The sequence below is a fragment of the Ureaplasma diversum genome, from assembly GCF_000941095.1.
Taxonomy (GTDB): Bacteria; Bacillota_I; Bacilli_A; order Mycoplasmatales; family Mycoplasmoidaceae; genus Ureaplasma; species Ureaplasma diversum.
Map to the genome: position 1 here is coordinate 885,515 of NZ_CP009770.1, position 22,958 is coordinate 908,472.

At 27.3% G+C, this 22,958-nt stretch carries 15 protein-coding genes and 1 other RNA gene; 5 read left to right on the top strand and 11 right to left on the bottom strand.

The annotated features are described in order from the left end of the window. Positions 1-1,359, bottom strand: a 1,359-nt coding sequence (locus JM47_RS03370) for a DNA methyltransferase (RefSeq protein ID WP_222702324.1), incomplete at its 3' end; no start/stop codon positions are given. A 44-nt stretch (positions 1,360-1,403) separates the two neighbouring features. Here JM47_RS03370 and JM47_RS03905 point away from each other — a divergent pair. Beyond that, entirely contained in the window at positions 1,404-2,900 is a 1,497-nt protein-coding gene (locus tag JM47_RS03905) for a DNA methyltransferase (RefSeq protein ID WP_222702325.1), read from the top strand. Here JM47_RS03905 and JM47_RS03385 read toward each other — a convergent pair. The 6 genes from JM47_RS03385 to dnaX all read right to left on the bottom strand — a co-directional run bounded on the left by JM47_RS03385 (position 2,851) and on the right by dnaX (position 11,753). Then, entirely contained in the window at positions 2,851-4,077 is a 1,227-nt protein-coding gene (locus JM47_RS03385) for a DNA methyltransferase (RefSeq protein ID WP_208894964.1), read from the bottom strand. The two genes, JM47_RS03905 and JM47_RS03385, sit on opposite strands and share 50 nt — an antisense overlap. 199 nt (positions 4,078-4,276) lie before the next feature. Next, on the bottom strand, positions 4,277-7,393 hold the full coding sequence (locus JM47_RS03390) for a hypothetical protein (protein WP_208894965.1): 3,117 nt from the start codon (positions 7,391-7,393) through the stop codon (positions 4,277-4,279). Positions 7,394-7,590: 197 nt separating this feature from the next. Continuing rightward, complete coding sequence (ffh, locus tag JM47_RS03395) at positions 7,591-8,940, bottom strand: signal recognition particle protein (protein ID WP_208894966.1); 1,350 nt, start codon at positions 8,938-8,940, stop codon at positions 7,591-7,593. Positions 8,941-8,945: 5 nt separating this feature from the next. Next, positions 8,946-9,554: a recombination mediator RecR gene (recR, locus tag JM47_RS03400; RefSeq protein WP_038101687.1), complete on the bottom strand. Its 609-nt coding sequence runs from the start codon at positions 9,552-9,554 to the stop codon at positions 8,946-8,948. Positions 9,555-9,565: 11 nt separating this feature from the next. After that, entirely contained in the window at positions 9,566-9,865 is a 300-nt protein-coding gene (locus JM47_RS03405; protein ID WP_038101685.1) for a YbaB/EbfC family nucleoid-associated protein, read from the bottom strand. A 19-nt stretch (positions 9,866-9,884) separates the two neighbouring features. After that, positions 9,885-11,753, bottom strand: coding sequence for a DNA polymerase III subunit gamma/tau (gene dnaX, locus JM47_RS03410; protein WP_208894967.1), 1,869 nt, complete (start codon positions 11,751-11,753; stop codon positions 9,885-9,887). Positions 11,754-11,977: 224 nt separating this feature from the next. Here dnaX and JM47_RS03415 point away from each other — a divergent pair, with 224 nt between their 5' ends. From JM47_RS03415 to JM47_RS03430, 4 genes are all read left to right on the top strand, one after another. After that, positions 11,978-12,676: a deoxynucleoside kinase gene (locus JM47_RS03415; protein ID WP_208894968.1), complete on the top strand. Its 699-nt coding sequence runs from the start codon at positions 11,978-11,980 to the stop codon at positions 12,674-12,676. Then, complete coding sequence (locus JM47_RS03420; protein ID WP_208894969.1) at positions 12,660-12,890, top strand: hypothetical protein; 231 nt, start codon at positions 12,660-12,662, stop codon at positions 12,888-12,890. The genes JM47_RS03415 and JM47_RS03420 overlap by 17 nt, the downstream gene beginning before the upstream one ends. 129 nt (positions 12,891-13,019) lie before the next feature. Beyond that, the gene (locus JM47_RS03425) at positions 13,020-14,150 is read left to right on the top strand and encodes a restriction endonuclease subunit S (protein ID WP_208894970.1); all 1,131 of its coding nucleotides are present in this window, start codon (positions 13,020-13,022) and stop codon (positions 14,148-14,150) included. 89 nt (positions 14,151-14,239) lie between these two features. Then, complete coding sequence (locus tag JM47_RS03430) at positions 14,240-16,159, top strand: transglutaminase domain-containing protein (RefSeq protein WP_208894971.1); 1,920 nt, start codon at positions 14,240-14,242, stop codon at positions 16,157-16,159. Positions 16,160-16,832: 673 nt separating this feature from the next. Here the strand turns inward: JM47_RS03430 and ffs are convergent. The 4 genes from ffs to JM47_RS03450 all read right to left on the bottom strand — a co-directional run bounded on the left by ffs (position 16,833) and on the right by JM47_RS03450 (position 22,833). Further along, positions 16,833-16,928: signal recognition particle sRNA small type (gene ffs / locus JM47_RS03435), an RNA gene on the bottom strand. A 30-nt stretch (positions 16,929-16,958) separates the two neighbouring features. Next, entirely contained in the window at positions 16,959-17,912 is a 954-nt protein-coding gene (locus JM47_RS03440; protein WP_208894972.1) for an RluA family pseudouridine synthase, read from the bottom strand. Between the two features lie 14 nt (positions 17,913-17,926). Further along, on the bottom strand, positions 17,927-18,532 hold the full coding sequence (locus JM47_RS03445; RefSeq protein ID WP_038103362.1) for a suppressor of fused domain protein: 606 nt from the start codon (positions 18,530-18,532) through the stop codon (positions 17,927-17,929). A 185-nt stretch (positions 18,533-18,717) separates the two neighbouring features. After that, entirely contained in the window at positions 18,718-22,833 is a 4,116-nt protein-coding gene (locus JM47_RS03450; protein WP_208894973.1) for an AAA domain-containing protein, read from the bottom strand. Between the last annotated feature and the right edge of the window lie 125 nt (positions 22,834-22,958).

Here is a 22,958-nt window from a genome sequence, read left to right on the forward strand (position 1 = left end):
ACTAATGTTATATTCAGCATCTTCAATGCTTGAATAGTTTACATATAGTTTGTTTTTATCAATTAATTTAATTAATGCTTGTTTTTGTTCATTAAGGTTTAATGTATTAAATTCTTCATCTAAAGAACTAATATCAGAACTAAAAACATAAGGAACTATTCTATCGTCTTTTAGGATTAATTCCTTAATTTGATTGATGTTTTCATCTGTGGCATCTTTGACTTTTTCAATTAGTTCTTGGGCGTCTTCTTTAAGTTCAAGGTAAACAAAATTGCCTCCACCATTTCATTTTACTGATTTAGAAATACCACCTTGTTCCCCGTTGGTAACTTTTTTCATTCTTTCAATAACAACATCTTTGATGTAACCCATTTGTTCCACACCAATATATCTTCTTCCCATTTTGTGGGCAGTTGCTGCAGTTGTTCCTGAACCAAGGAAAAAGTCAAGGACAAGGTCGTTAGGTTTAGTGCAAGAAGATAAAATGGTTTGAATCAAATTTTCTGATTTAGGGTTTTTAAAAACAATTTTATCAAATAATTTTTTCAAATGTGTTGTTCCACTAGCACTACTTATATTAACAACGCTTTGAATAGGAAGTAAAGCAGGTCTTAAGACATATTGTTTATCATTTTTAACAAATATTTCACTACGATCCACAAATTCTTTTTTTATTACATTTTTATTATTTTTAATAAGAATTTGATCATTATTTCAATACTCTTTGAATTTAGTTTCAATACCCCAAGTTCAACATCCTAATACATTACCAGATCTTTTAGGTGGTCTAATAATTTTATAACCTAATGATTTTAAATAATCATCAGTCATATATATTTCATTTTCATTAGAGTTTATAGTTAAATTACTAACATCATGGTCTGCTAATGCAACTGCATGAATTATATTGTTGCCTTTTTTGAATACTTTGAAATCATTATAACCTAAATTGTTTTTATCTATTAGTTTGTTATTTTCAATAATACCATTCTCATTACCTTCGTAATAGTAAATTGTATAACCTAAATTAGGTCTATCAATTAATCTATTGTTATTGCCAGTTGCTCCATTTTCATTGCCTTCATAGTAATGAGCAATATATTCAGGATTTTTTCTATTTGTAGATTTGTTTTCAGTTAATGAAAAGTCTTCCTTGTTTTTAAGATGATATTCATCTTTAAAAACTTCTTTTTCTACATAATTAGTATATGTTAGAAGCAAATCATGATAATTTTTAACATATACATGAATATACTCGTGATTTCTTTGTATTGTTTTGCTATCGTTCTGAGTATTACCTTTTAATTGAATTAACATTCCATAAAAATTGTTTCTTCCAAAATACAGGGAATGATTCATTTGAATATAATGATTCATTCAATCACTCAACATGACTCATGTTTATGAAGAATAGATTAGAGTTAGCTAAAAGATTATTAGCGGATGATGGTGTTATCTTTGTACAATCTGATGATAATGAACAAGCTTATTTGAAAGTTTTAATGGATGAAGTTTTTGGAAGAAACAATTTTTATGGAATGTTAATTCAATTAAAAGGTAATACTCAGAACGATAGCAAAACAATACAAAGAAATCACGAGTATATTCATGTATATGTTAAAAATTATCATGATTTGCTTCTAACATATACTAATTATGTAGAAAAAGAAGTTTTTAAAGATGAATATCATCTTAAAAACAAGGAAGACTTTTCATTAACTGAAAACAAATCTACAAATAGAAAAAATCCTGAATATATTGCTCATTACTATGAAGGCAATGAAAATGGAGCAACTGGCAATAACAATAGATTAATTGATAGACCTAATTTAGGTTATACAATTTACTATTACGAAGGTAATGAGAATGGTATTATTGAAAATAACAAACTAATAGATAAAAACAATTTAGGTTATAATGATTTCAAAGTATTCAAAAAAGGCAACAATATAATTCATGCAGTTGCATTAGCAGACCATGATGTTAGTAATTTAACTATAAACTCTAATGAAAATGAAATATATATGACTGATGATTATTTAAAATCATTAGGTTATAAAATTATTAGACCACCTAAAAGATCTGGTAATGTATTAGGATGTTGAACTTGGGGTATTCAAACTAAATTCAAAGAGTATTGAAATAATGATCAAATTCTTATTAAAAATAATAAAAATGTAATAAAAAAAGAATTTGTGGATCGTAGTGAAATATTTGTTAAAAATGATAAACAATATGTCTTAAGACCTGCTTTACTTCCTATTCAAAGCGTTGTTAATATAAGTAGTGCTAGTGGAACAACACATTTGAAAAAATTATTTGATAAAACTGTTTTTAAAAACCCTAAATCAGAAAATTTGATTCAAACCATTTTATCTTCTTGCACTAAACCTAACGACCTTGTCCTTGACTTTTTCCTTGGTTCAGGAACAACTGCAGCAACTGCCCACAAAATGGGAAGAAGATATATTGGTGTGGAACAAATGGGTTACATCAAAGATGTTGTTATTGAAAGAATGAAAAAAGTTACCAACGGGGAACAAGGTGGTATTTCTAAATCAGTAAAATGAAATGGTGGAGGCAATTTTGTTTACCTTGAACTTAAAGAAGACGCCCAAGAACTAATTGAAAAAGTCAAAGATGCCACAGATGAAAACATCAATCAAATTAAGGAATTAATCCTAAAAGACGATAGAATAGTTCCTTATGTTTTTAGTGCTGATATTAGTTCTTTAGATGAAGAATTTAATACATTAAACCTTAATGAACAAAAACAAGCATTAATTAAATTAATTGATAAAAATAAACTATATGTAAACTATTCAAGCATTGAAGATGCTGAATATAACATTAGTGAAAACGATAAGAATTTCAATAAGGCTTTTTATGGTGATAAGTAACTGAAATCATCACAGTTTCAAGCGACCTACCCGTTGAGTTGTCTATAGCTACTGAATTTAATTTATCTCATTTACTACAATTCCAAGTATCTTCGATAGGATATTTCTCTGCTCTATTTGTGTGATTAACAAACTCTAAAAATTCATTAAAAATATTCTTATCCAAACCAAATTTTTTAAAAATATCTTCAGCTTCACTGACCGTTAATAATGGAGCAAAATCCTTGTTATATATATAGTTTTTTTTAAAAAAATAATTATTTGATTTTGAAAAAAATAAAATAGAATCATGATTTCTTATAAATTTATTAGCTAATGTTTTATAACCAGACAAGAACCCCATTCTTCAAATAATTTGAGTTACGAAATTTTTATACCCAAAAATTTCATCCATTAAAACCTTTAGATAATGCATTTGATAGTAGTCAATATTTACAAAAATAACCCCATCTTCAGTTAATAAACGTTTTGCTAACTCTAATCTATTCTTCATGAATGTTAGTCAGGTAGAGTGATTGAAATTGTCATTATAATTAAAACCATCATTCCCTGTATTATATGGCGGATCAATATAGATACATTTAACCTTGTTTTCATATCTTTTAAGAAGAGAAGCTAATACTATTAAGTTATTTCCCTTAATGATTAAATTATCTTCTTCATTAAAATCAGTGATATTTTCAATGCCATCTTTTGTATATTTTTTAATATTTGTAAAAACCTTAGGAGCTAATAAATTTGTTATTTGATCACTAGCTAAAATATCATTAAAAAAGATTTCTTTTCGTTTTTGATCATCCTTATCTTGACCACCAACTAATAAGCAATCTTTAAAAGGAAAATCAAGCACAACTGATTTGTTTCTTGCAACATATTCATCGTTGCAAGTTAGTCCAATATTATTCATGTATTTAGTGTATGAATCTGGTAAAAATTCCTTAGATTCGATTAATCAGACAAACTCCTTTTTATCAAACACCAATACACCATTTACATCTTTGAAAAACGCTTGTTTTATTTTCTCATCAGATAGCAACAATTCTAATAATTCTTTTTTTGTTTCATATGCATCAGATATAACCTTAGCTTTAAGTAATGTTTTATCTTCTGCCACATAATCCTTATTTTTAAGTAATAGATCTTTAATTTGATCAAATAGATTATTTGCTTTTTGCATGTATACAGCTCCGTTTTTCCAATAGATTTTTAAAATCTAACCTAATAAGTATTATACTAAATTAACAAATACCCAAAGGAACGAATGGAACCAAATGAACAACTAAATAACAGTTCAACAAGCAACACAACTTTAATTCAAAACAAAAACGACCCATTCACTCTAAATAGAGTAAAAAAAGTCGTTTTTTTAAGTTGTTTTAAATTACAAGTTGGACAAACTCTCGCATTACTGGTTTTTTTGGATTTGATAAATCTAATAACGGTTTTTTAAAGTATAAATTGACCAAACCTTTTTTAATAATTAGTAATTCATATTCAACTAAATTTGAATCTGGATTTTGATCATCTTTTTTAACATTTGGATTAAACCCAATACTAATAGGAATAAATGAAGCAATTAAATCATTATTTATATCTACTTTAGAACCAAACTTAATTAAACCAGCATCAACTAATGTTTTAAGATCAATTTCAAATTGGTCTTCAATTTGATAAATCTTCTCTTCTCTACCTAATTCATCAGTTTCTAGTTTATGTTCAGCTTTTTTAACACTTTTAATTTTAGTTAATATCTGATTAAGTAAATCAGGATTAGTTTTAAGTAATTCTTTATTAATACTAAAAGATAAATCTTTTTTGTAGACATTATCTTGATAATCAACTAATTTATCATCAACATTATCTTTTAAAACTTGTTTATTATTTTGATCAAGTGAATCAAAGATATTAAGTGGTGTTGTGAATTTTCAAGAACGGTAGAATAATCAACCTAAGACTTGAGATAAATATTTTTTAGGGATAATTGTAGTTGTAGAATTGTTTTTAAATCGATCAAGCATTGCTTGTACAGATAAAGGCATATTTGGTTTAACTTCGTGTTGAACAAACAACTTATAACCTAATTTATGTTTTCCTTTATTAGCTAGATCACTAGCTATATCATTATAAATTAATGGAGCTAGTTGCTGGGGTTGTACAATCTTACTAATTCTTGTTACTGAATCATTTTCAGCTAAAATAATTTCTTTTGGTATTTCTTTTTTAAGAATGTTTCAAGCAGCACTTGGAACTGATAAAGATTTAGGAGCTTCTTCTGGTAATAAATCAAACAATGGTTTAAGATCTATTGTAATAGAAGCTTTAAGTGAATATACAACTTCTGTTTCTAATTTATTTAACATCCTAGTTTTAGGATCATATTCAACTTCTAATGGTTTAGTTTCTTTAATTTCAATTCCTTGTTCTAAGAAGTCTAATAAACTATTCATTTTAAGTTCACTATTAGAACTTTTAATAGTTGGGTGGATTAAAGCATTAATTAATGCTTTAATATTAGTTTTGTTTCAGTTTTTATTATTTAATAATAATTCTTCAATTAAACTTAAATAAGTTTGCGGAATTACTATATTGTTTGTTTTTAAAAAATCTAATAATAAAGTTAATCCTTGTTTGTAATCAAGTTTACTATCTTTATTTAAACTAATTAAATCAATGATTTTAATGTTTGATAATTTGTATTCAAAACCAACACTAGAAGCTAGTTGATCATTATCTACATTAGCTCTGTTATTATGTGGTACTAAAAGATTAAAGATTGTTTTGATTTGTTGAATCAGATCATATAACTTAACTTTATTAGATCCTAAAGCAATTTCAATGTTAGGTGTGTTAGATTCATTGAAATTAAATAATAATGTAATTAAGGCATCAATAAAATCTAAGATCCCAACTTGTCCCACAACTCCTTTTTTAGATTGAGCTTCTAGGGTTTGGATCGTATTTAGAAGGGGATCAATTAAAGCTTTGTATGGTTGGACTGCTTCAATTGAAACACTATTTAATAATTGACGGATTTGATCGATTTCAGCTACTAAGTTATCTTTAAAATCAATACTTAGGATACGGCTTGAAATCGTTTGTTTAATACTATCATCAAGTGAAGGAACTAGATCTAATGTTTTTTCTAATAATGGTTTAAAAGCTTCTACAACAGCTCCTAATGAATTATTAGCTGTAAACAATCTAACAATTTCTACTATTGTTTCATTTTTAATGATTGATCCAACTAATTGTTTAATGATTTCACTATTTTTAGTTAATAGTTCTTTAATAGTTAAATCATTAACGATTCCGTTTAAAATAGCATAACTAGCTTTAGTTGCTTGTTTAGCTATAGCATTAAAATAATTAAATCTTTGTTCAACATCTTTTTTGATTTGTTCTGAACTTAACAGTTTTAGTTGGTCTACTAAAACTGGTTCTAATGAATAAAAATCATTTCTATAACTAGCATTAGTTATTTCATTGTTTAAACTATAAGACTTGTTTAAGAAAATAAAGTTATTATCTCCACTAAAGTGTAAGTAAGCATCTTCTTCTTGCTGTCTATTTTCTTCTTTAAGAACACTGGTTTGAGTATATACTTTAAACTCGTTAAATGAGTATTTTAAGCGATAAGTATGTTTTAGTTGTTTTCTTGTTGTATTATCAGCAGCTTCTTTTAATCGATTAGTTACAAATAGATCTAAGTTAATTGGTTGGTCTTTGATTTGGACAAGAAACTTTTGGCTTGTATTTGTTAATATTCCAATGGGAGCTAATGTAAAAGGATCATTAGCTAGTCTTGATGAATCATTTTTATTAGTGTATGCATACCAGAAATTAATATTAACAAATTTGTTTTTGTTTTTTGTTTGTCAATCAATTCCATTATTGATATCTTCTTGAGTTAGTGGTTCAAAAATTGGCTGATTAGGATTAATTAATATTTTTTGATCATTTTCTTTTTTATAGACTTCAACAGTTGGAAATGATGCATCAAATTCTAGATTAACAACAAGTGCAGGTCCATATAAAGATGCTAAAAAAGCAATAAAATCATTTTTAAGAGTATTAGGTGTTAGTTTGTTGATTCATTCAACAAACTCAATATCTTCAATACTTAATGATCGGTTCAGATTTGTATATTGTGAAGCTGATGATAAGAAAAGGTTGTTGTAGAACTTATTTCTTTGATCTTCTACTCTTGCTTCATAATTAGTTTTAGAACTTAAGTATTGAGATGCTGTTTGGGGATTTTGTTGGTAGTTGTTATTATAGTTAAACATTGATTTTAATAAATCAATATCACTTTTAGGGTTTGCTATTGTAAATAGTTGTGAAATAGATTGACTATCTTTATTAGAGCTATTAGCAGTATTTTTATCTTTTGCACTTGTACAAGCAAAAACTAATGGTGCAAAAATAGTACTAATTGCACCTATACTTGTAATAGAGATTAATAACTTCTTTTTATTTAGATTTTTAAGTTTCATAGCTATTACCTTTGTACTTTGATTAAAAATCAATAAGTAAGCAAATAGATATTAATTATATTATTATAAACAATTCTTTTTAGTTTAAGCAACTAAGGAAGATTGTTAAGTTGATGAAAGAAGATTAAATTAATTATTAAATAGAAAAGAAAACAATGCTTAAGTAAGCATTGTTAGTTGGTTGATATATAAAGTTTTTATTCGAACATGCCGCCCATGTTTTTGCCAAATGGGTTTTTACCACTTTTAAGCATTTTACCCATTTCAGCCATTTTATCTCTTGATTGTTCTCATTGTTTTAGTAGTTTGTTTAATTCATCAGGAGAACGTCCTGAACCATTAAGAACACGCATTCTTCTTGTTGGTTCTTTTTTAAATAATTTAGGATCACGACGTTCTTTTTTAGTCATACTAGATAAAAGAACCCCTCAGATTTTCATTTTCTTTTCAGCTTCTTCAATTTGATCAGAAGAGATTTTATTAATTCCTGGGATCATTGTAGCAAGCCCTGATAAACTACCCATTTTTGGAATCTGGTTCATTTGATACATTAGATCTTCTAAATCCATTTTTCCAGCCATCATTCGTTGCATAGCATTCTTTGCTTTTTTCTCATCAATAACATCAGCTGCTTTTTCAGCTAATGTCATAATATCTCCAAGTCCAAGAATCCGATCTGCCATTCTTTCAGGATAGAAATCACTAATTGAACCAACACGCTCTCCTGTACCTGTAAATTTAATTGGTACATTAAGAAGAGAAGTAATTGATAAAGCAGCCCCTGCTCTTGCATCAGAATCTAATTTAGTAATAATAATTCCAGTTAATTTTAATCAATTATTAAATTCAGTAGCTACATTAATAATATCTTGACCAGCCATAGCATCTACTACTAAGAAGATTTCATCTGGTGTATAGACTCGTTTGATGTTAACTAATTCTTGCATTAATTCTTCATTAGTTTGAAGACGTCCAGCGGTATCGACAATAATTAAATCATTATCTTGTTGATCAGCTAGATTCATTGCATTCTTAACAATTAAATCAGGACGAGCAACACCTTCTTGATAGAAATCAACTCTAGTTTGTTCAGCTAGTGTTTTAAGTTGATCAATCGCTGCAGGTCTGTAAATATCTGCTGCTACTAATAATGGTTTTTTATTATATTTATTTCTTAAAAAATTAGCTAGCTTACCAACAGTTGTAGTTTTACCAGACCCTTGAAGACCAACCATCATGATCTTTAATGGTTTTTTATTAACATTAAGGGGTTTGTTTTCTTTACCAAGAATTTGAACCAATTCTTGTTTAATGATTCCTAATACAACATCAGAAGCTTTATCAAAGTTTTCTACATAAGTTCCGATTGCTTTTTCTTTAATACTACTAATAAACTTTTTAACAACTAACAAGTTTACATCAGCATCTAAAAGAGCAATTCGGATTTCACTTAATAATTCTTTTATATCTTCTTCTTTAAGAGTGGCATTTTTTAATTTTTTTGACAATCGTTTAGAAACGATTGAACTAATCATTGATTTTAACATTACTTTTAAAACCCCTTCATCATAAGTTTATTATTAATTGCTTGTTTTAGTGTTTCATCATCAGCATAATCAATGCTACTGTTTGATGGAATTCCAAAACCGATTCGATAAACCCTAACAGCTTCTAAATCCTTAAGTAAATGTAATATATACTCTGCAGTTGCTAATCCATCATGAGTAAAACTAGTAGCAATAATAACTTCACTAAACCCATTATCAACTACTCGTTGTTTTAATGTTTTAAGATTAGTGTGTTCAATCATTACACTTTTTCTTAATGAGATTTCACCTTCAGTGATGTGATATAACCCTTGATAAATATTAGCTGCTTCAATTCGTTCTAATTCTTCAACTGTTGTTACAATCATTAATTTAGAACGATCCCGATATTCATTTAAACAAATATCACATTCATCATTAGTACTTAAATTAGCACAACTAACACACCTTTTGATTTTAGCTTTAGCATTAAGAATCCGTTTTGAGAAATCATTAATGTATCGTTCATCTTGTTTTAATAAGAAAAATGCTCATTTTTTTGCATTCTTAGCTCCAACTCCTGGTAATGAACGAAGAGCATCAACAAGCATTTCAAACTCAGCTGGTTTACTCATAATTTAAATAATTAACGACCAAACATTCCTTTAGGCATCATGCTATTCATTAAAGCATCACGTTCTTTATTTGTTTTTTCAATTGCTTCATTAATAGCAGCACGAATTACATCAGTTAATGTATCTGTATCATCTGGATCAACTAATTCTGGTTTAATCTTAATGTCTAAGATTGATAATGAACCAGCTAGTTTAATTTGAACATATCCTTTATAGTCGTATTCAAATTCTTTATCATTAAATTCTTTTTGGTTTTTAATTAAAGCTTCTTGTGCTTTTTGAGCTTGTTGCATTAATTTTTTGATATCCATATTTCTTATCCTTATTTTTTTATTCTTCTAAACTTAGATTAAATTGTTTTAAAGCTTCTGCAGTTTCTTTTAATTTGCTAGTTAATTTTTTAACATGGCTATTATTTACATCATTTATTATAATGTTTTTTAATTGTGCTCGCTTACTATTAATTTCCTTAGCTATTTTTTTATCAATTGCTATTACTTGCTTATCTGCTGCAAATTGATCTGTATCAAAAACCTTAAAAAAAGATTTAATAAATTCATCATCAAAAGCTATTTTGTTAATAGCTTCAACTCTTGATCCATAATCTGACATTAAAACAACACAATTATCTGATACCCAAGCAACTTCAATTGTATAGTTAAGAACAGTTAAACTATCAACTAGTTTTTTATGTTCAGCTACTGTTTCTTGTTGCTTTATTTCTTTAAATAGATTTAAGAATGTTAGTGTTTTTTGTTTTGAAGTAAAACAAAGAGCTTGTTTAGCAAGTTTAATTATTTCTTCATTATCAATAACTATATTAGATTGTTCATTAGAAGTATTAGTTTCTTGTTGATCTTTTTGTACTGGTTGGTTAGCTTGTTGATGATAAACTAGATTTGTTTTAAATAATGAAGCTAAATCAATTGGTGTTTGCGCTTCAGGTTCTATATTAATTGGAATTGGTTGAGTGTTTTCTTTAATAATGACTGAATCAGTTTGTTTAGTTGGTTTAGGTTCTTGTTGTGGTTGTAATTTAGGTTCAGTTTTAGGTTCAAATTGATTTAGCTGGTTTTTAGAGTTTAGTTCATTATTTAATTGATTAGTTGGTTTTGATTGATTTAGTTTATTAACTGGATTAGTTAGTTGATATACTAAGATTTCCATTTCAACTAAAGAATGAACAGAATCTTTAATCTTATTTCTAGCTAACATTAATAAAGATAAAATTCTTTGATAATCTAATCCATAGTTAATAATTGTTTTAAGTTCATTTTCATTAAGTTTTTTAACATACTCTAAACTATTTGTTTGAAGATATGTAATAGTATCAAATAAGATCTGAATTAAATCATCAACTAATAAATGAAAACTAATTCCTTCTAAACTTAATTGATCAACTAAACTTCTTAAAGCAGAGAAGTTTAGATTAGCTACATATTCAAGAAATTGAATTTTATACTTATTATCAATTAAACCAAAGACTTGATTAATTAGTTTTAAATCAATGTTATTATGAACACTTAATTGATCTAATAAACTTAAAGCATCCCTACCTGCTCCATCTGCTAAATCAACAATTTTAGTTATAGCTTCTTTTTGAATACTAATATTTTCTTTATCAACTACATATTCAATCATTGATGATAGTTCAGCTTTATTTAATCGTTTAAAATCAAGTCTTAAACATCTACTAATAATTGTTAAAGGAATTTTTTGATACTCTGTTGTAGCTAATATAAAAACAGCATAGCTTGGTGGTTCTTCAATTGTTTTTAATAAAGCGTTTCAAGCAGCGTTTGATAGCATATGAGCTTCATCAATAATATAAACCTTATATGGAAGACTAACTGGTAAGTAGTTAACATTTAAGATGATCTCTCTTATTTGATCAACTCCATTATAACTAGCAGCATCTAATTCAACAATATCCATTGCTTTTTCATCAATGATTGATGTGCAATTTACACACTTCATACAAGCATCATTACCATTGACTTTACTTAAGCAATTAATGGCACAAGCAAAGATTTTAGCAAAAGATGTTTTTCCAATACCTCTAGGTCCTGAAAAAACATATGCATGCCCAATTTGGTTACTTCTTATACTAGCTAAAAGTAGATCCTTGATCATCCCTTGTCCAAATACACTACTAAAACAACGCGGACGATATTTCCGATAAAGCGATATTTTATTCATAACAACCCCTGATCCTATCTTTTTATTATACATAATAAACACCAAAAAAAGAGATATTTTATAGATTTAATTTAGGGGGTTTAGTATCGTAAAATGCTACTATATAACCTAAAATTTATCACTTGTCAAGAGCTAAAAAATGATATTGAAAAAGTGATAAAAAAACCAACATAAAGAGAATAAAATTTTATATAATCAATTATTAACAACAAGGGTAATTTAATATGCAAAAATCAAACAAACAGGTTAAGACGCCTGAATTTAAAAAGAACCGTTTATCAAATTCAATTGTCATTGGGGGGATGATTGCTTTTGGTAAATCAACACTTGCTCAAGCTTTACACGAAACATATAAACCATCAAATGTAGTTTATGAAATGAACGATGATGATCAATTAATGAATTTGTTGTTAGCAAAAATGTATGAGCGTGAAAACAATGTTCTTTTTGGTTCATTATTTCAACTTTATTTCGTGCTTAACCGATTTTCAAACTATAAAAACAACTGTAACCAAAAAGATTTAACAATTTTTGATAGAAGTATTTTTGAAGACTGATTATTTGCTCATGCTAATATTGATAAACCATCAGTTTTCTCATACTATGATGGTCTTTGACAAGGAATTTGTAAAGAATTAGTTTATGAACATGGAGTTCCTAAACTATACATCATCCTTGATGGTGATTGAGAACTATTTAAAGAACGTATTTATAAACGTAACCGAGCAGTTGAAATTGAAAACTTCGATAAGAATGAAACATATTTCAAACGTTTATTAGAACTTTATACAAGTTATATGACAAATGTATGTAAGGACTTTGGCATTAACTATTTAGTTTTAGATGCAAGACAACCAGTTGAAGTTAGTGTAGCTACTGTTCAAAAGAAATTACAAGAATTAGCAGATGAACAAGCAAAATAATAATCCTAATCAAAATTTTCAATTATCCAAAAAAGCCAAAATTTGAATTGGTGTAGGTCTTGGTTTATCTGTTGTCATTAGTGGTGTGGCATGAATTGTTTCAACCAAGAGAAAACCTAAACCAACCAATTATAATGAATGTTTAAAAAGCAATGGTGAAGAGTATTGTAAAAAACACTTTGATCCAAATAAACAAGAACCAAACAAAACATAAATATGAAGGAATTGTTAAAACAACAATTCTTTTTTTATTGTCAAACATTTAATCATCTAAATATAATTTATAATTATTGTATTGAGATAATGAATAGAGCTATGAATAGGTTTAAAAAGGGGATTAATTATGGAAAATATATTGAAGTTGATAAAGAATGAAAAAGTGGAGTGGAAGAGATTAGGGGAAGTTTGCGATTTTAAAAGGGGTCAATATATAACAAAGAAAGACATTATTGATGGCGATATTCCTGTAGTGTCTGGTGGTATAAAACCTGCTTATTATCACGGAATTAGTAATAGAGATGGTATAACAATAACAGTTGCTGGAAGCGGAGTTAATGCTGGTTTTGTTAGTTACTGAGATCAACCAATTTTCTTAGGTGATGCGTTTTCAGTTGATCCTATTGGTAATTTAAATAAAAAGTATTTATATTATTGATTAGTTAACATCCAAGATCAAATCTATGCTTTAAAAAAGGGAGCTGGAATACCACATGTTTATGGTAAAGATTTAGCCCGTTTTTTGATTCCAATTCCATCTTTAGAAGTACAAGAAAAAATTGCAAAAACACTTGACAAATTCACAAAATATGTTACCGAATTACGGTCCGAATTACGGTCCGAATTACTATTAAGAACTAAACAATATAACTACTACAGAAACTTTCTTCTTAGTAATGAATACTTAACTAAGAAGACATATGAGCTTTGTGGAGAGCATGTAGAAGTTGAGTATAAAACTTTAGGTGATGTTTGTAATTTTAAAAGGGGTCAGTATATAACAAAGAAGGACATTATCGATGGCGATATCCCAGTTGTCTCTGGTGGTGTAAAACCCGCATATTATCATGGAATAAGCAATAGAGATGCTGGAACAATAACTGTTGCTGGAAGCGGAAATGCTGGTTATGTTAGTTATTGAGATCAACCAATTTTCTTAAGTGATGCTTTTTCAGTTGAACCTATTGATAATTTAAACAAAAGATATTTATATCATTGATTAATAAGTGTTCAAGACAAAATTTATAGTTTAAAACAGGGGGCTGGAATTACACACGTTTATAGTAAGGATTTAGCTCGTTTTATAATCCCAATCCCACCATTAGAAGTCCAAAACTACATCGCTTCAATCCTTGATCAATTTGATTCATTAACAAGCAACCTTTCCGAAGGTTTACCTAAAGAAATCGAACTACGTCAAAAACAATACGAATACTATAGAGATCAACTCTTATCTTTTAACTCAAATAATGAGTAATTTATCTAAAGTAGAAAAGTAATATTAACCTACTAATTTTTATTTCCTTTCCCACTTAAGTATAAAAATAAAAACTTATTTTAAATGTTATGAAAAAGAAATTATCTAATTTTTTAATATCAACTACTATCATTGGTTCATTAAGTTTATTAGTCGCTTGTACTACTAATAACAAAACTAAAGAACTAATCATTTTTGATCCTAAAAATGATCAAAAAACTACTAATCCAACCACACAAAAAACTGATCAAAAAACTAATAACCAAACTTCTAAAAATCAAGAAACACCAAAGCAAGAAAACAATCAAGAATCAATTAACAACGATACTAAAACTAATACCCAACCTGAACCTAACCAACCAACTCAACCCTCTAAAAATCAACCACCTAAAATTGCCCCAAAACTTGCTTATGAACAATTAGTTAGTGAAGTCAATAACTTTATTAATAATGATCTTAAAGAACTTAAGTATGAATTTTATAGAGATCAATTAAACGATCTTTTAAACAATACATCTTATTCTTTAATAACTAAACAATATAAAGATTGAGATAGTTTTTATACAACAGCTAATAAAGAATTATTAGATGTTTTTAATAGTACAAAAGCTAATTATAAAAATGCAATTGATCCTAATTTAACATCAAAAGATTTAGTTCTTAAACAAGGAACTAAAGAAGATGAAACAGTAGGTGCTAAATTCTTTAATGATACGCAAGCTAATATTCCGATCAATGAAGAAGCTAAAGCTTTTGTCTCTTTACTTTCTTTATCTGATATAAAAGATTATTACTTTAGTGAACAAGATAAAGCTAAAAAGCAAGAAATTCAAAAACACACTAAAGAAGTAATAAAAGGTGCTAAAACTACTAAAGAGAAAATCAGAAAAATCTATGATTGAATCCATAGTAATTTAAAATATGCATTTAATAACGATACAACAGCAGCCATTGATCCAGTTCATGCACTAAAAATCAGAACCGCAGTATGTGGGGGATTTAGTAATTTATATAAAGCAATGTTAGATTCGATTGATGTTAAGAATGTAGTTGTAATAGGTTGATCTAAGTTTGGAGCTCACCAATGAAATCTTGTTTATGATGAAGAAACTAAACAATTCTTTCATTCAGATCCAACTTGAGGCAAAGATCCTTATTTTAGCCCATCAATTAAAGACTTCTCTAAAGATCATAGAGCTACTAAGATATTAAATGCTTATTATCAAGAAAATGATTTCTTATATGAGTATGATCGCGGTTTTACTATTCATAAATATTTAAAACCAAATGATAATAAGGAAGTAAAACCACCATTATCTATTAAAAATAAATATAGTGTTGTAGCTATATCGCAATCAGCTCTTAGTACTATTAATCATTTATATGTTCATAAGAACATTAAAAGAATTGATTATAGTTCAGGAACTTATCAACTTAAATCATTTAATGTAGATCAAGATAACATTGTTTTTAGTTCTTTAGATGGTGTTTTATATTCTAAAGATAAAACAACATTATTAGTTGTACCAACTCAATATACTAAAGATAGTATTACTTTATCTAAGAATGTTAAAACAATCTTAGATTGAAAATCTTCTTTAGATAGTTTAAAGCTTAAATCAATTAATGTAGAAGCTGGTAATTATTGATATGGTAGTTTTGCTAATATCTTATATGATAATAGCTTTTCTAAAATCATTTATGTACCAAGACAAATTAATCATAAAGTAGTTGTTCATTCTAATACTAAACTAGAAGCTAATGATTTTGCTTTTAATAACAATATCAAAGAAATCATTTTAAGTGAAGGAATTAAAACAATTCCAGATTACTTTATTAACAACTTAACTAATTTAGAACTAGTTCACTTACCAGCTTCTTTAGAGAAGATATCTAAAAATGCATTTACTCAAGCTAATGCTAACAAACTAGCTTTTAAAGTGAATGGAAAAACAAATTCTAAAATCATTGATTTTCTAAAACAGAACAAATATAAAATCATTAACTAATAATGATTTAAGATCTAATTAATTTATCAAAAATAGAGCAGATATATTCTTGCTCTATTTTTAAGTACAAAAGAAAAACAACCCCGGGTTTTCAGAAGGGTTGTTTTTTGGATTAGGTCATTTGTGTTGATATGAAATTAGCGATTATATTGTATGAGATGCTATGAATAAAACATCCATACAGAAATAGTTCTTGTTTGTTTTAGAAAGGAACATTTTTAAAACAATTAAAGAAGTTAAGAAGGAGGTTGATTTATACAACAAATGTGATTGAGAATGTGAATAGAAATTATTAAAAAATAACGGTTTATTATTGTTGGTTATAGGATTTTTTATGTGTTTTTATCTATAGGAGAAAATACTAAATTAGGGTTAATCGTAATTAAAACACAGAAAGATTAGTAAAATATTGACCACTACAATTTTTACTATTTATATACTTGAAAGGAACACCAACTATGAATAACATAAAACTAAATCTTGTACTGATTTAATTTATTACTTATTTTTAGAATTGTTGTAAATTGGACTACATTTTATATAATGCTATATTAGTTGAATGACGAATAGGAGCCACACAAATATTATCCCCAATCCAATTAAATATTGTACATTAAATTTAGATAATTTAAAGATATATTATTTAATATTTAAATAAAAGAGAGAAGGAAAAATAAAAAAATGCCAGTGCACACATAAAGATTCTGCTATTGCTGCTGTATCTCTACCCTGACAAGTTTCGCCACTTTATGTTGCACTGACATTTTAAATTATAACAAGTTATTATATATTTGACAAGTTAGTTTTTCTTTAAGAATCAAATATCTTCTAAGACAAATTCTTTGTTGTTTAGATACATTAACTCATCTGTTTTATATTTAGCTAAATTAGTAAATTTAATCTTATATGAAACAAGACATTGTTCAGTGTATCTTTCATCCTTATCTATATCTTTAGTAATATATCGTTGTTCACCAACAACAGGGGATTTCATATGATTTAAAACAGCTCTAATTTGGTGGGTTCTTCCTGTTAATAGTTCAATTTCATAACGATAATATTTAGATACTTGATTTAAGTATTTATATTTAGTAATAGCTGTTTTGTTTAAGTTAGTTTTAAGATCACTTACAATCATCATATTAGTATTAAGATCTTTGTGCATATAATGATAAAGTGTATCAGTTTGTTTAGGTAATGGTTTATATACTAAACATTGATAGAATCGTAATACATCATTGTTTTTAAACATTTCCATAATTACTCTTAAAGCTGCTGCACTTTTAGCAGCTACTATTAATCCTTCAGTGTTTAGATCTAAACGATGGCACAAACTAGGAACAAAAGCAGATTCATTAAATGGTTTATAAACATCTTTTTTAGCTAAATACTTTTTGATCCGATTTTGTAAAGTATCAAATTGATGTTTGTCATCATCATGGACCACTAAACCAATTGGTTTATGGACAACTAAAATATGATCATCTTCATAGATGATATTTAATTCATCCTTTGCTTTAGCAAAGTTTAAATCGATTTTCTTTTCTAAGAATTTATCATGAGTATAAACACTTACCACATCATTAACTTTAAGAATGTAGTTGTGTTCAGTTCTTTTATTATTAACCTTAATGTCTTTGGTTCTGATTAATTTATAAATGCTTGCTTTATTGAGATTTTGAAAATATTTACATAAAAAACGATCTAACCGTTGGTTAGCATCATTAGTTTGTATGGTTACTTTTTTAAGCATACGCCCCCTTTTTATTAAATTAAAGATTTACGGTCTAAATTTACAATTCTAGTTTTACCATCATCAAAATAGTCCATTAGTTTGTGGACTCCATTTTTGTGGCTAAATAATAATTCAGTGTCTGTGATAATCATGATTTGATAGAAACTAACGCTAAATTCATTATCAACATTACATGCTAAAGAGTTGTTGTCATATCAAGATAAATCTAAAACACCAGCAATTTTGTTAGATTCATTAAAGTAGTCATTATTAACAAAAATTTGTTGTCATTTTAGGGTTAAATGGTTGTAGTATGAGTATTTAGCAATACTAATAATAAAGTGAATTGGTCAAATTTGTTTTGGGTCATTACAATCTCAATCAGCTTGTAATTCCATAAAGATTTCTGTTCTTTCATTTGTATGCTCATCATGGTTATGAGATACAAATGAGCCAAGTCCAAAAGTCATTAAGATAACCATATCTTTTTTATAGATTACTAATAAATCATATTCAATTGGTACTTCTCTTTGGTTTTCTGATAAATAGATAATTTTTGTTGCTGGACCATATTCTTTACTAATATGGTCATGTATAATTTGTTTTTCTTTAGCACTATAGGCAAATCTTTTAACCATTATTACCAACTCCTTGTAATATTGTATTACATCTATTATTAAGAGATGCATACAACATCTTAAAGATTATTAAATATAATCAATTTAAAAATATTATATTACTTAACTTATAAAACCAAGAAAAGACATACTAAAAACAGTTCAACTAAAAAATGAATTTTAAGCGAACTGTTTTTTGTTATTTTTTAGTTGTTGATATTATTCTTTTCTCAAACAACATAATCAATCTTATTGTTGTTATTGCTTGATAATGAATCATTGATTCGAGAAACTATTTTATGTTTATCAATATATCATTCATATTCTTTGATCCGATATGTTGAATAACCACGATCTTCTAAGAAGTATTGACGATCGATGTCTTCAAACATAATTTGAATACTTCGATTTTCTTTTCATGGTTCAACTAAGATTGTTTTAACAACCTCTTTAGTATCTTTTTTAACGATTACTAAATCGATTTTCTTAGTTCCGATGTTTCAGTTAGGGAAAACTCGGAACTTATTAGAAAGTTTTTTAGTTAGTTCTGAATAAATTTCTTTAATTAAATCGTTTTCAAACTCAAGTGTTTGTTGTTCGTCTAAATGTTCTAGATTTTCACTAATACTTTTTTGTGTATCTACTTTATCGATGTATTCAACAAATTTTTTGAAAGTCATAGCATTGTGGTTGTTATGATTACTTACTTGGATTTGGTGTCCATAAAGTGATTTGATCACAATCATTTTCTTACGAGCTCTTGTAATAGCTACATTAAGACGGTTAGAACCACCTTTAGCATTTAATGGACCAAAGTTGTTTCGAACATACCCTTCTGGGTTAGGTCCATATGCAATTGATAAGATTACTAAATCACCTTCATTACCTTGGACATTTTCAAGATTTGAGATCATGATTTCGTTGTTTTCAATTTTTTCACATAAGCCATCTTCAAATGAGTGCATACGCTCAAGAATTAAGTTTTCAACCATATATGCTTGAATTGCATTAAAGGTAACAATTAGAATACGTTTATATTTCTTTCAGTTATCAATTAAAGTAGCTACAGTTTGTTCTGCTTCAATTGGATTTCCTTTATCTCAGATACCATTAACGTTAATAACTTCAATTCCTTTTTCAAAAGAACCAGCTTTTGTTGCTACTTCAAGGTTATTGTTATAAATGTATTTGTTTGAGAATTCAATCAATTCTTTAGTATCTGATCGATAGTGGTTTTTAAGATGGTATTCATTTCATCAAGAAGTTTTAGCTCTTTCTAGTAATGAATCAACTTTATCAAAGTCATCAAGTTCATAATCAACATCGCTTAGTTTACTAATAAAGAATGATGTTGGTTTAAGTTGTTTATCATCTCCTGATACAACCTTGATTTTTGATCGATAAACAACTGGATAAGAACGTTCAATTGTCATCTGTGAAGCTTCATCAAAAATACCGTACTCGAATTCGTTTTCATTAAGTGGGATTAGTGCAGCAACATTATCTGGACGTGCTACTCAGATTGGGAACAGTTTCTTAAGAGCATTGTAGTATTTTTCAACATAAATACTAATTGAAGGTCAAGTTCGGCTTGATGCAATTCTTAGTGCATTTGTTACCTCTTCTTTTTCAGGTTGAGGAAGTTTAATTAAGAAGTTACGTAAGTTATTAACATATTTCTTAAAGACAATTTCTTCAACAATCTTAGCTGATCTTCTAGATTCTTTTCTTAGTTGAGAAATAATATCTTGTAATAAACGACCTTTAGTTTCAGAGAAAAGGGGAATTGCTTTAACGATACTATCTCATAAAATAACAGCTTTAAGTTGTTTAAATTGTTCATGAGTAATGATTGTTTCAACACTTTTCATAATTGGTGCTACTTTATCAATATCAAATAAAACAATTGGTTCTAAATAAAGCTTTTTAACATAAGGAAGTGAGATTCATGATCATTCACGAATGATATCTTGCATCACTGGAGTATAAACTTCAGCTAAAGCATATAGTTTAGATAAGAATTCTGTATCTTGACTAAAGAAGTCTCGATAGTTAGCAATTTGATCCATCTTAGGTCTTGACAGATATTGTAAGTTATTCATAAACTCAGTGAATAACACTATTAATTCTTCAGCATCTTTATTCTTAGCTCTAATTTCTTTTAAGCTAAGTGTTGATTCATCACTTGGATCTGAACTTGTAATAATTGTGTTATTAGTAATGAATTCAGCAAAAATAATTTGCTTATCATTATCTGAACTTGCACCATTGTAAATTGATAAGAATGAATTCATTTTATCTTTGTTTTTAAGTAAGAATTCATATCAATTATCTTTAGAACCTAATAATCGTTTGTGTTTTGTAAAGAATGATTCACAAACATCAACAATTTCATTTAATTCTTCAGGTGTTTTTGATTGAAGTGAATAATCTTTTTCAATAACTTCACGACGGAACTTTAAGAAGTCACCAATTTTTTCAATGATTAAACGTTTATCTCGAACAGTTTTATTAGCTAATAGACTGTTGTTTTGTAAGTTGTGTTCAATTTCAAAGTTAAAGTAGTTTTGTACATCTTGGGTAATCTTTTTTTGGTGCATTAAGAACTTAGTTACTAATTCTTCATTGTTTTTGATTTTATTCATTATTCCTTCTAAGTGTTTGTTAACTTGTTCAACAGGAATAGAATCTAAAATCTTATATTTTTTAATGAATGAACTGAATTCAAAATAAGCTTTGAATAGATCTTCAATTTTTAACATTGTATATTTATTAAAGATCTCAGATACTTTATTAAATAAGGTATCTTCTTTTTCATTATCTTCACCAAATTTCTTTGGTTCTAATCACTTATCTAAAATATCTTGACCTAGTGTGTTTTTAAGAGCTACATAATCTGCATAATCGATTTCATAAACACCATCTTTGTAGTCTTCAATTCGTCAGTGCTTTTTAACAATAGCTAATAATTCACTATTTAAATCTTCATAGTTCTTAAAGAACATTGATTCTTCTGGTGTGAATTTAATTGGTTCAATTTCTTTAGCTTTAGCTGAACCTTTTGATTGTTCACGATATCATTGAGTTCCTAATAAATCGTTTAAATTTGAGATTTTTTCAAAAAATGTATCTTTATTTGTCAAATCATATAAATAAAGAGCGAATTGAGATAGTGAACCAATTCTTTCAGTTAAGACATCTAAAGCTGCTCTTTTTTCAGAAACTAATAATGAGCTTTTACCTTTAAGTAAAACATTAAAAATGATATTAGAAATAACTTCTGATTTACCAGTTCCCGGAGGCCCATAAATTAATGTGTTTTGTGAAAGAGAACTAGCAACTGCATATTTTTGATAAATGTTTAAAGGACGACCAATTTCAACAACAACTTGTTCTTTAATAACTTTATCTTCATAAAACTCAACAGGTTTATTAACTGATTTATGATCACTTTCAAAAGGATCAACATCACTTTCAATAATTTTGTTTAAGTCTTCTTTAAGTGCTCCCCCATCTGGTTCAAAAATACCTAATAAACAAGAAGGATCGATTGAGAATGATGTGTATTTATCTAAAATATCTTCTTCATTTTCATTCACAAAAGGAACTAATTCATTTTCAGGAATAGAGATTGAATACCCAACATAGGTTTCAATGTTTTTAATAACATCTTCTAATTTATGAGTTTTAAGGATTTCTGTTGTTTCAATATTGTTATCTCTATAGTTACGTTTTAAAAAGAATTGGATTTTTTCATTAACTACTGGTTTATCATCTTTTTTAGCAATTAAGATTTTTCCACAATCTTCTTTAATTTCAACTTTATAAAGTGTTAATGGTGATTTAATTGCATCATTTGGTAACATTTTACCCTTTAAGAAGTTGAAAGCTAAATAAAGGGGTCAAACAGTTGTATCTTCGAAATAATTTTTAGCTGTTCGATTAATTGATAAGAACTTTTTACGAAAAACTAATAATTGTTCAATTGCATAGTTAATCACTTTTTTCTTGTTGTTAGTAAAATCTTTATTTAGTTGGTTGATACGAAGATCTGGTAAGTTGATGTTGTATGATTGAGTAATCTCAATGAATTCATTAACATTAGTTGCATCTTTTAAATTTTGTTCAAATAAAGTAAGACTTTTTCCAGCATCAAGTTCGATACAACTAATTTCACCATTAATGAAACTAATTAAATCTTCCTTTTTAATGTATTTAAATAAGTCGATTGTTTTTCCAACATTTAGCTTGGCTAAAATAACAGGATCCCTAGGGTTTATACTAACTAGGTTCATTAATTTTTGCTTGATTGCTTTTTTCATTTTTTGTTTCCTTTATTAGTAAGCTTAAGATTTATTTTAACTTAAATAAGAATATTATGCACTAAAAGATGTATAAGTTAGATAAAACATAATTTTTATTTTTAGCAAGCAAAAATATTAAATAA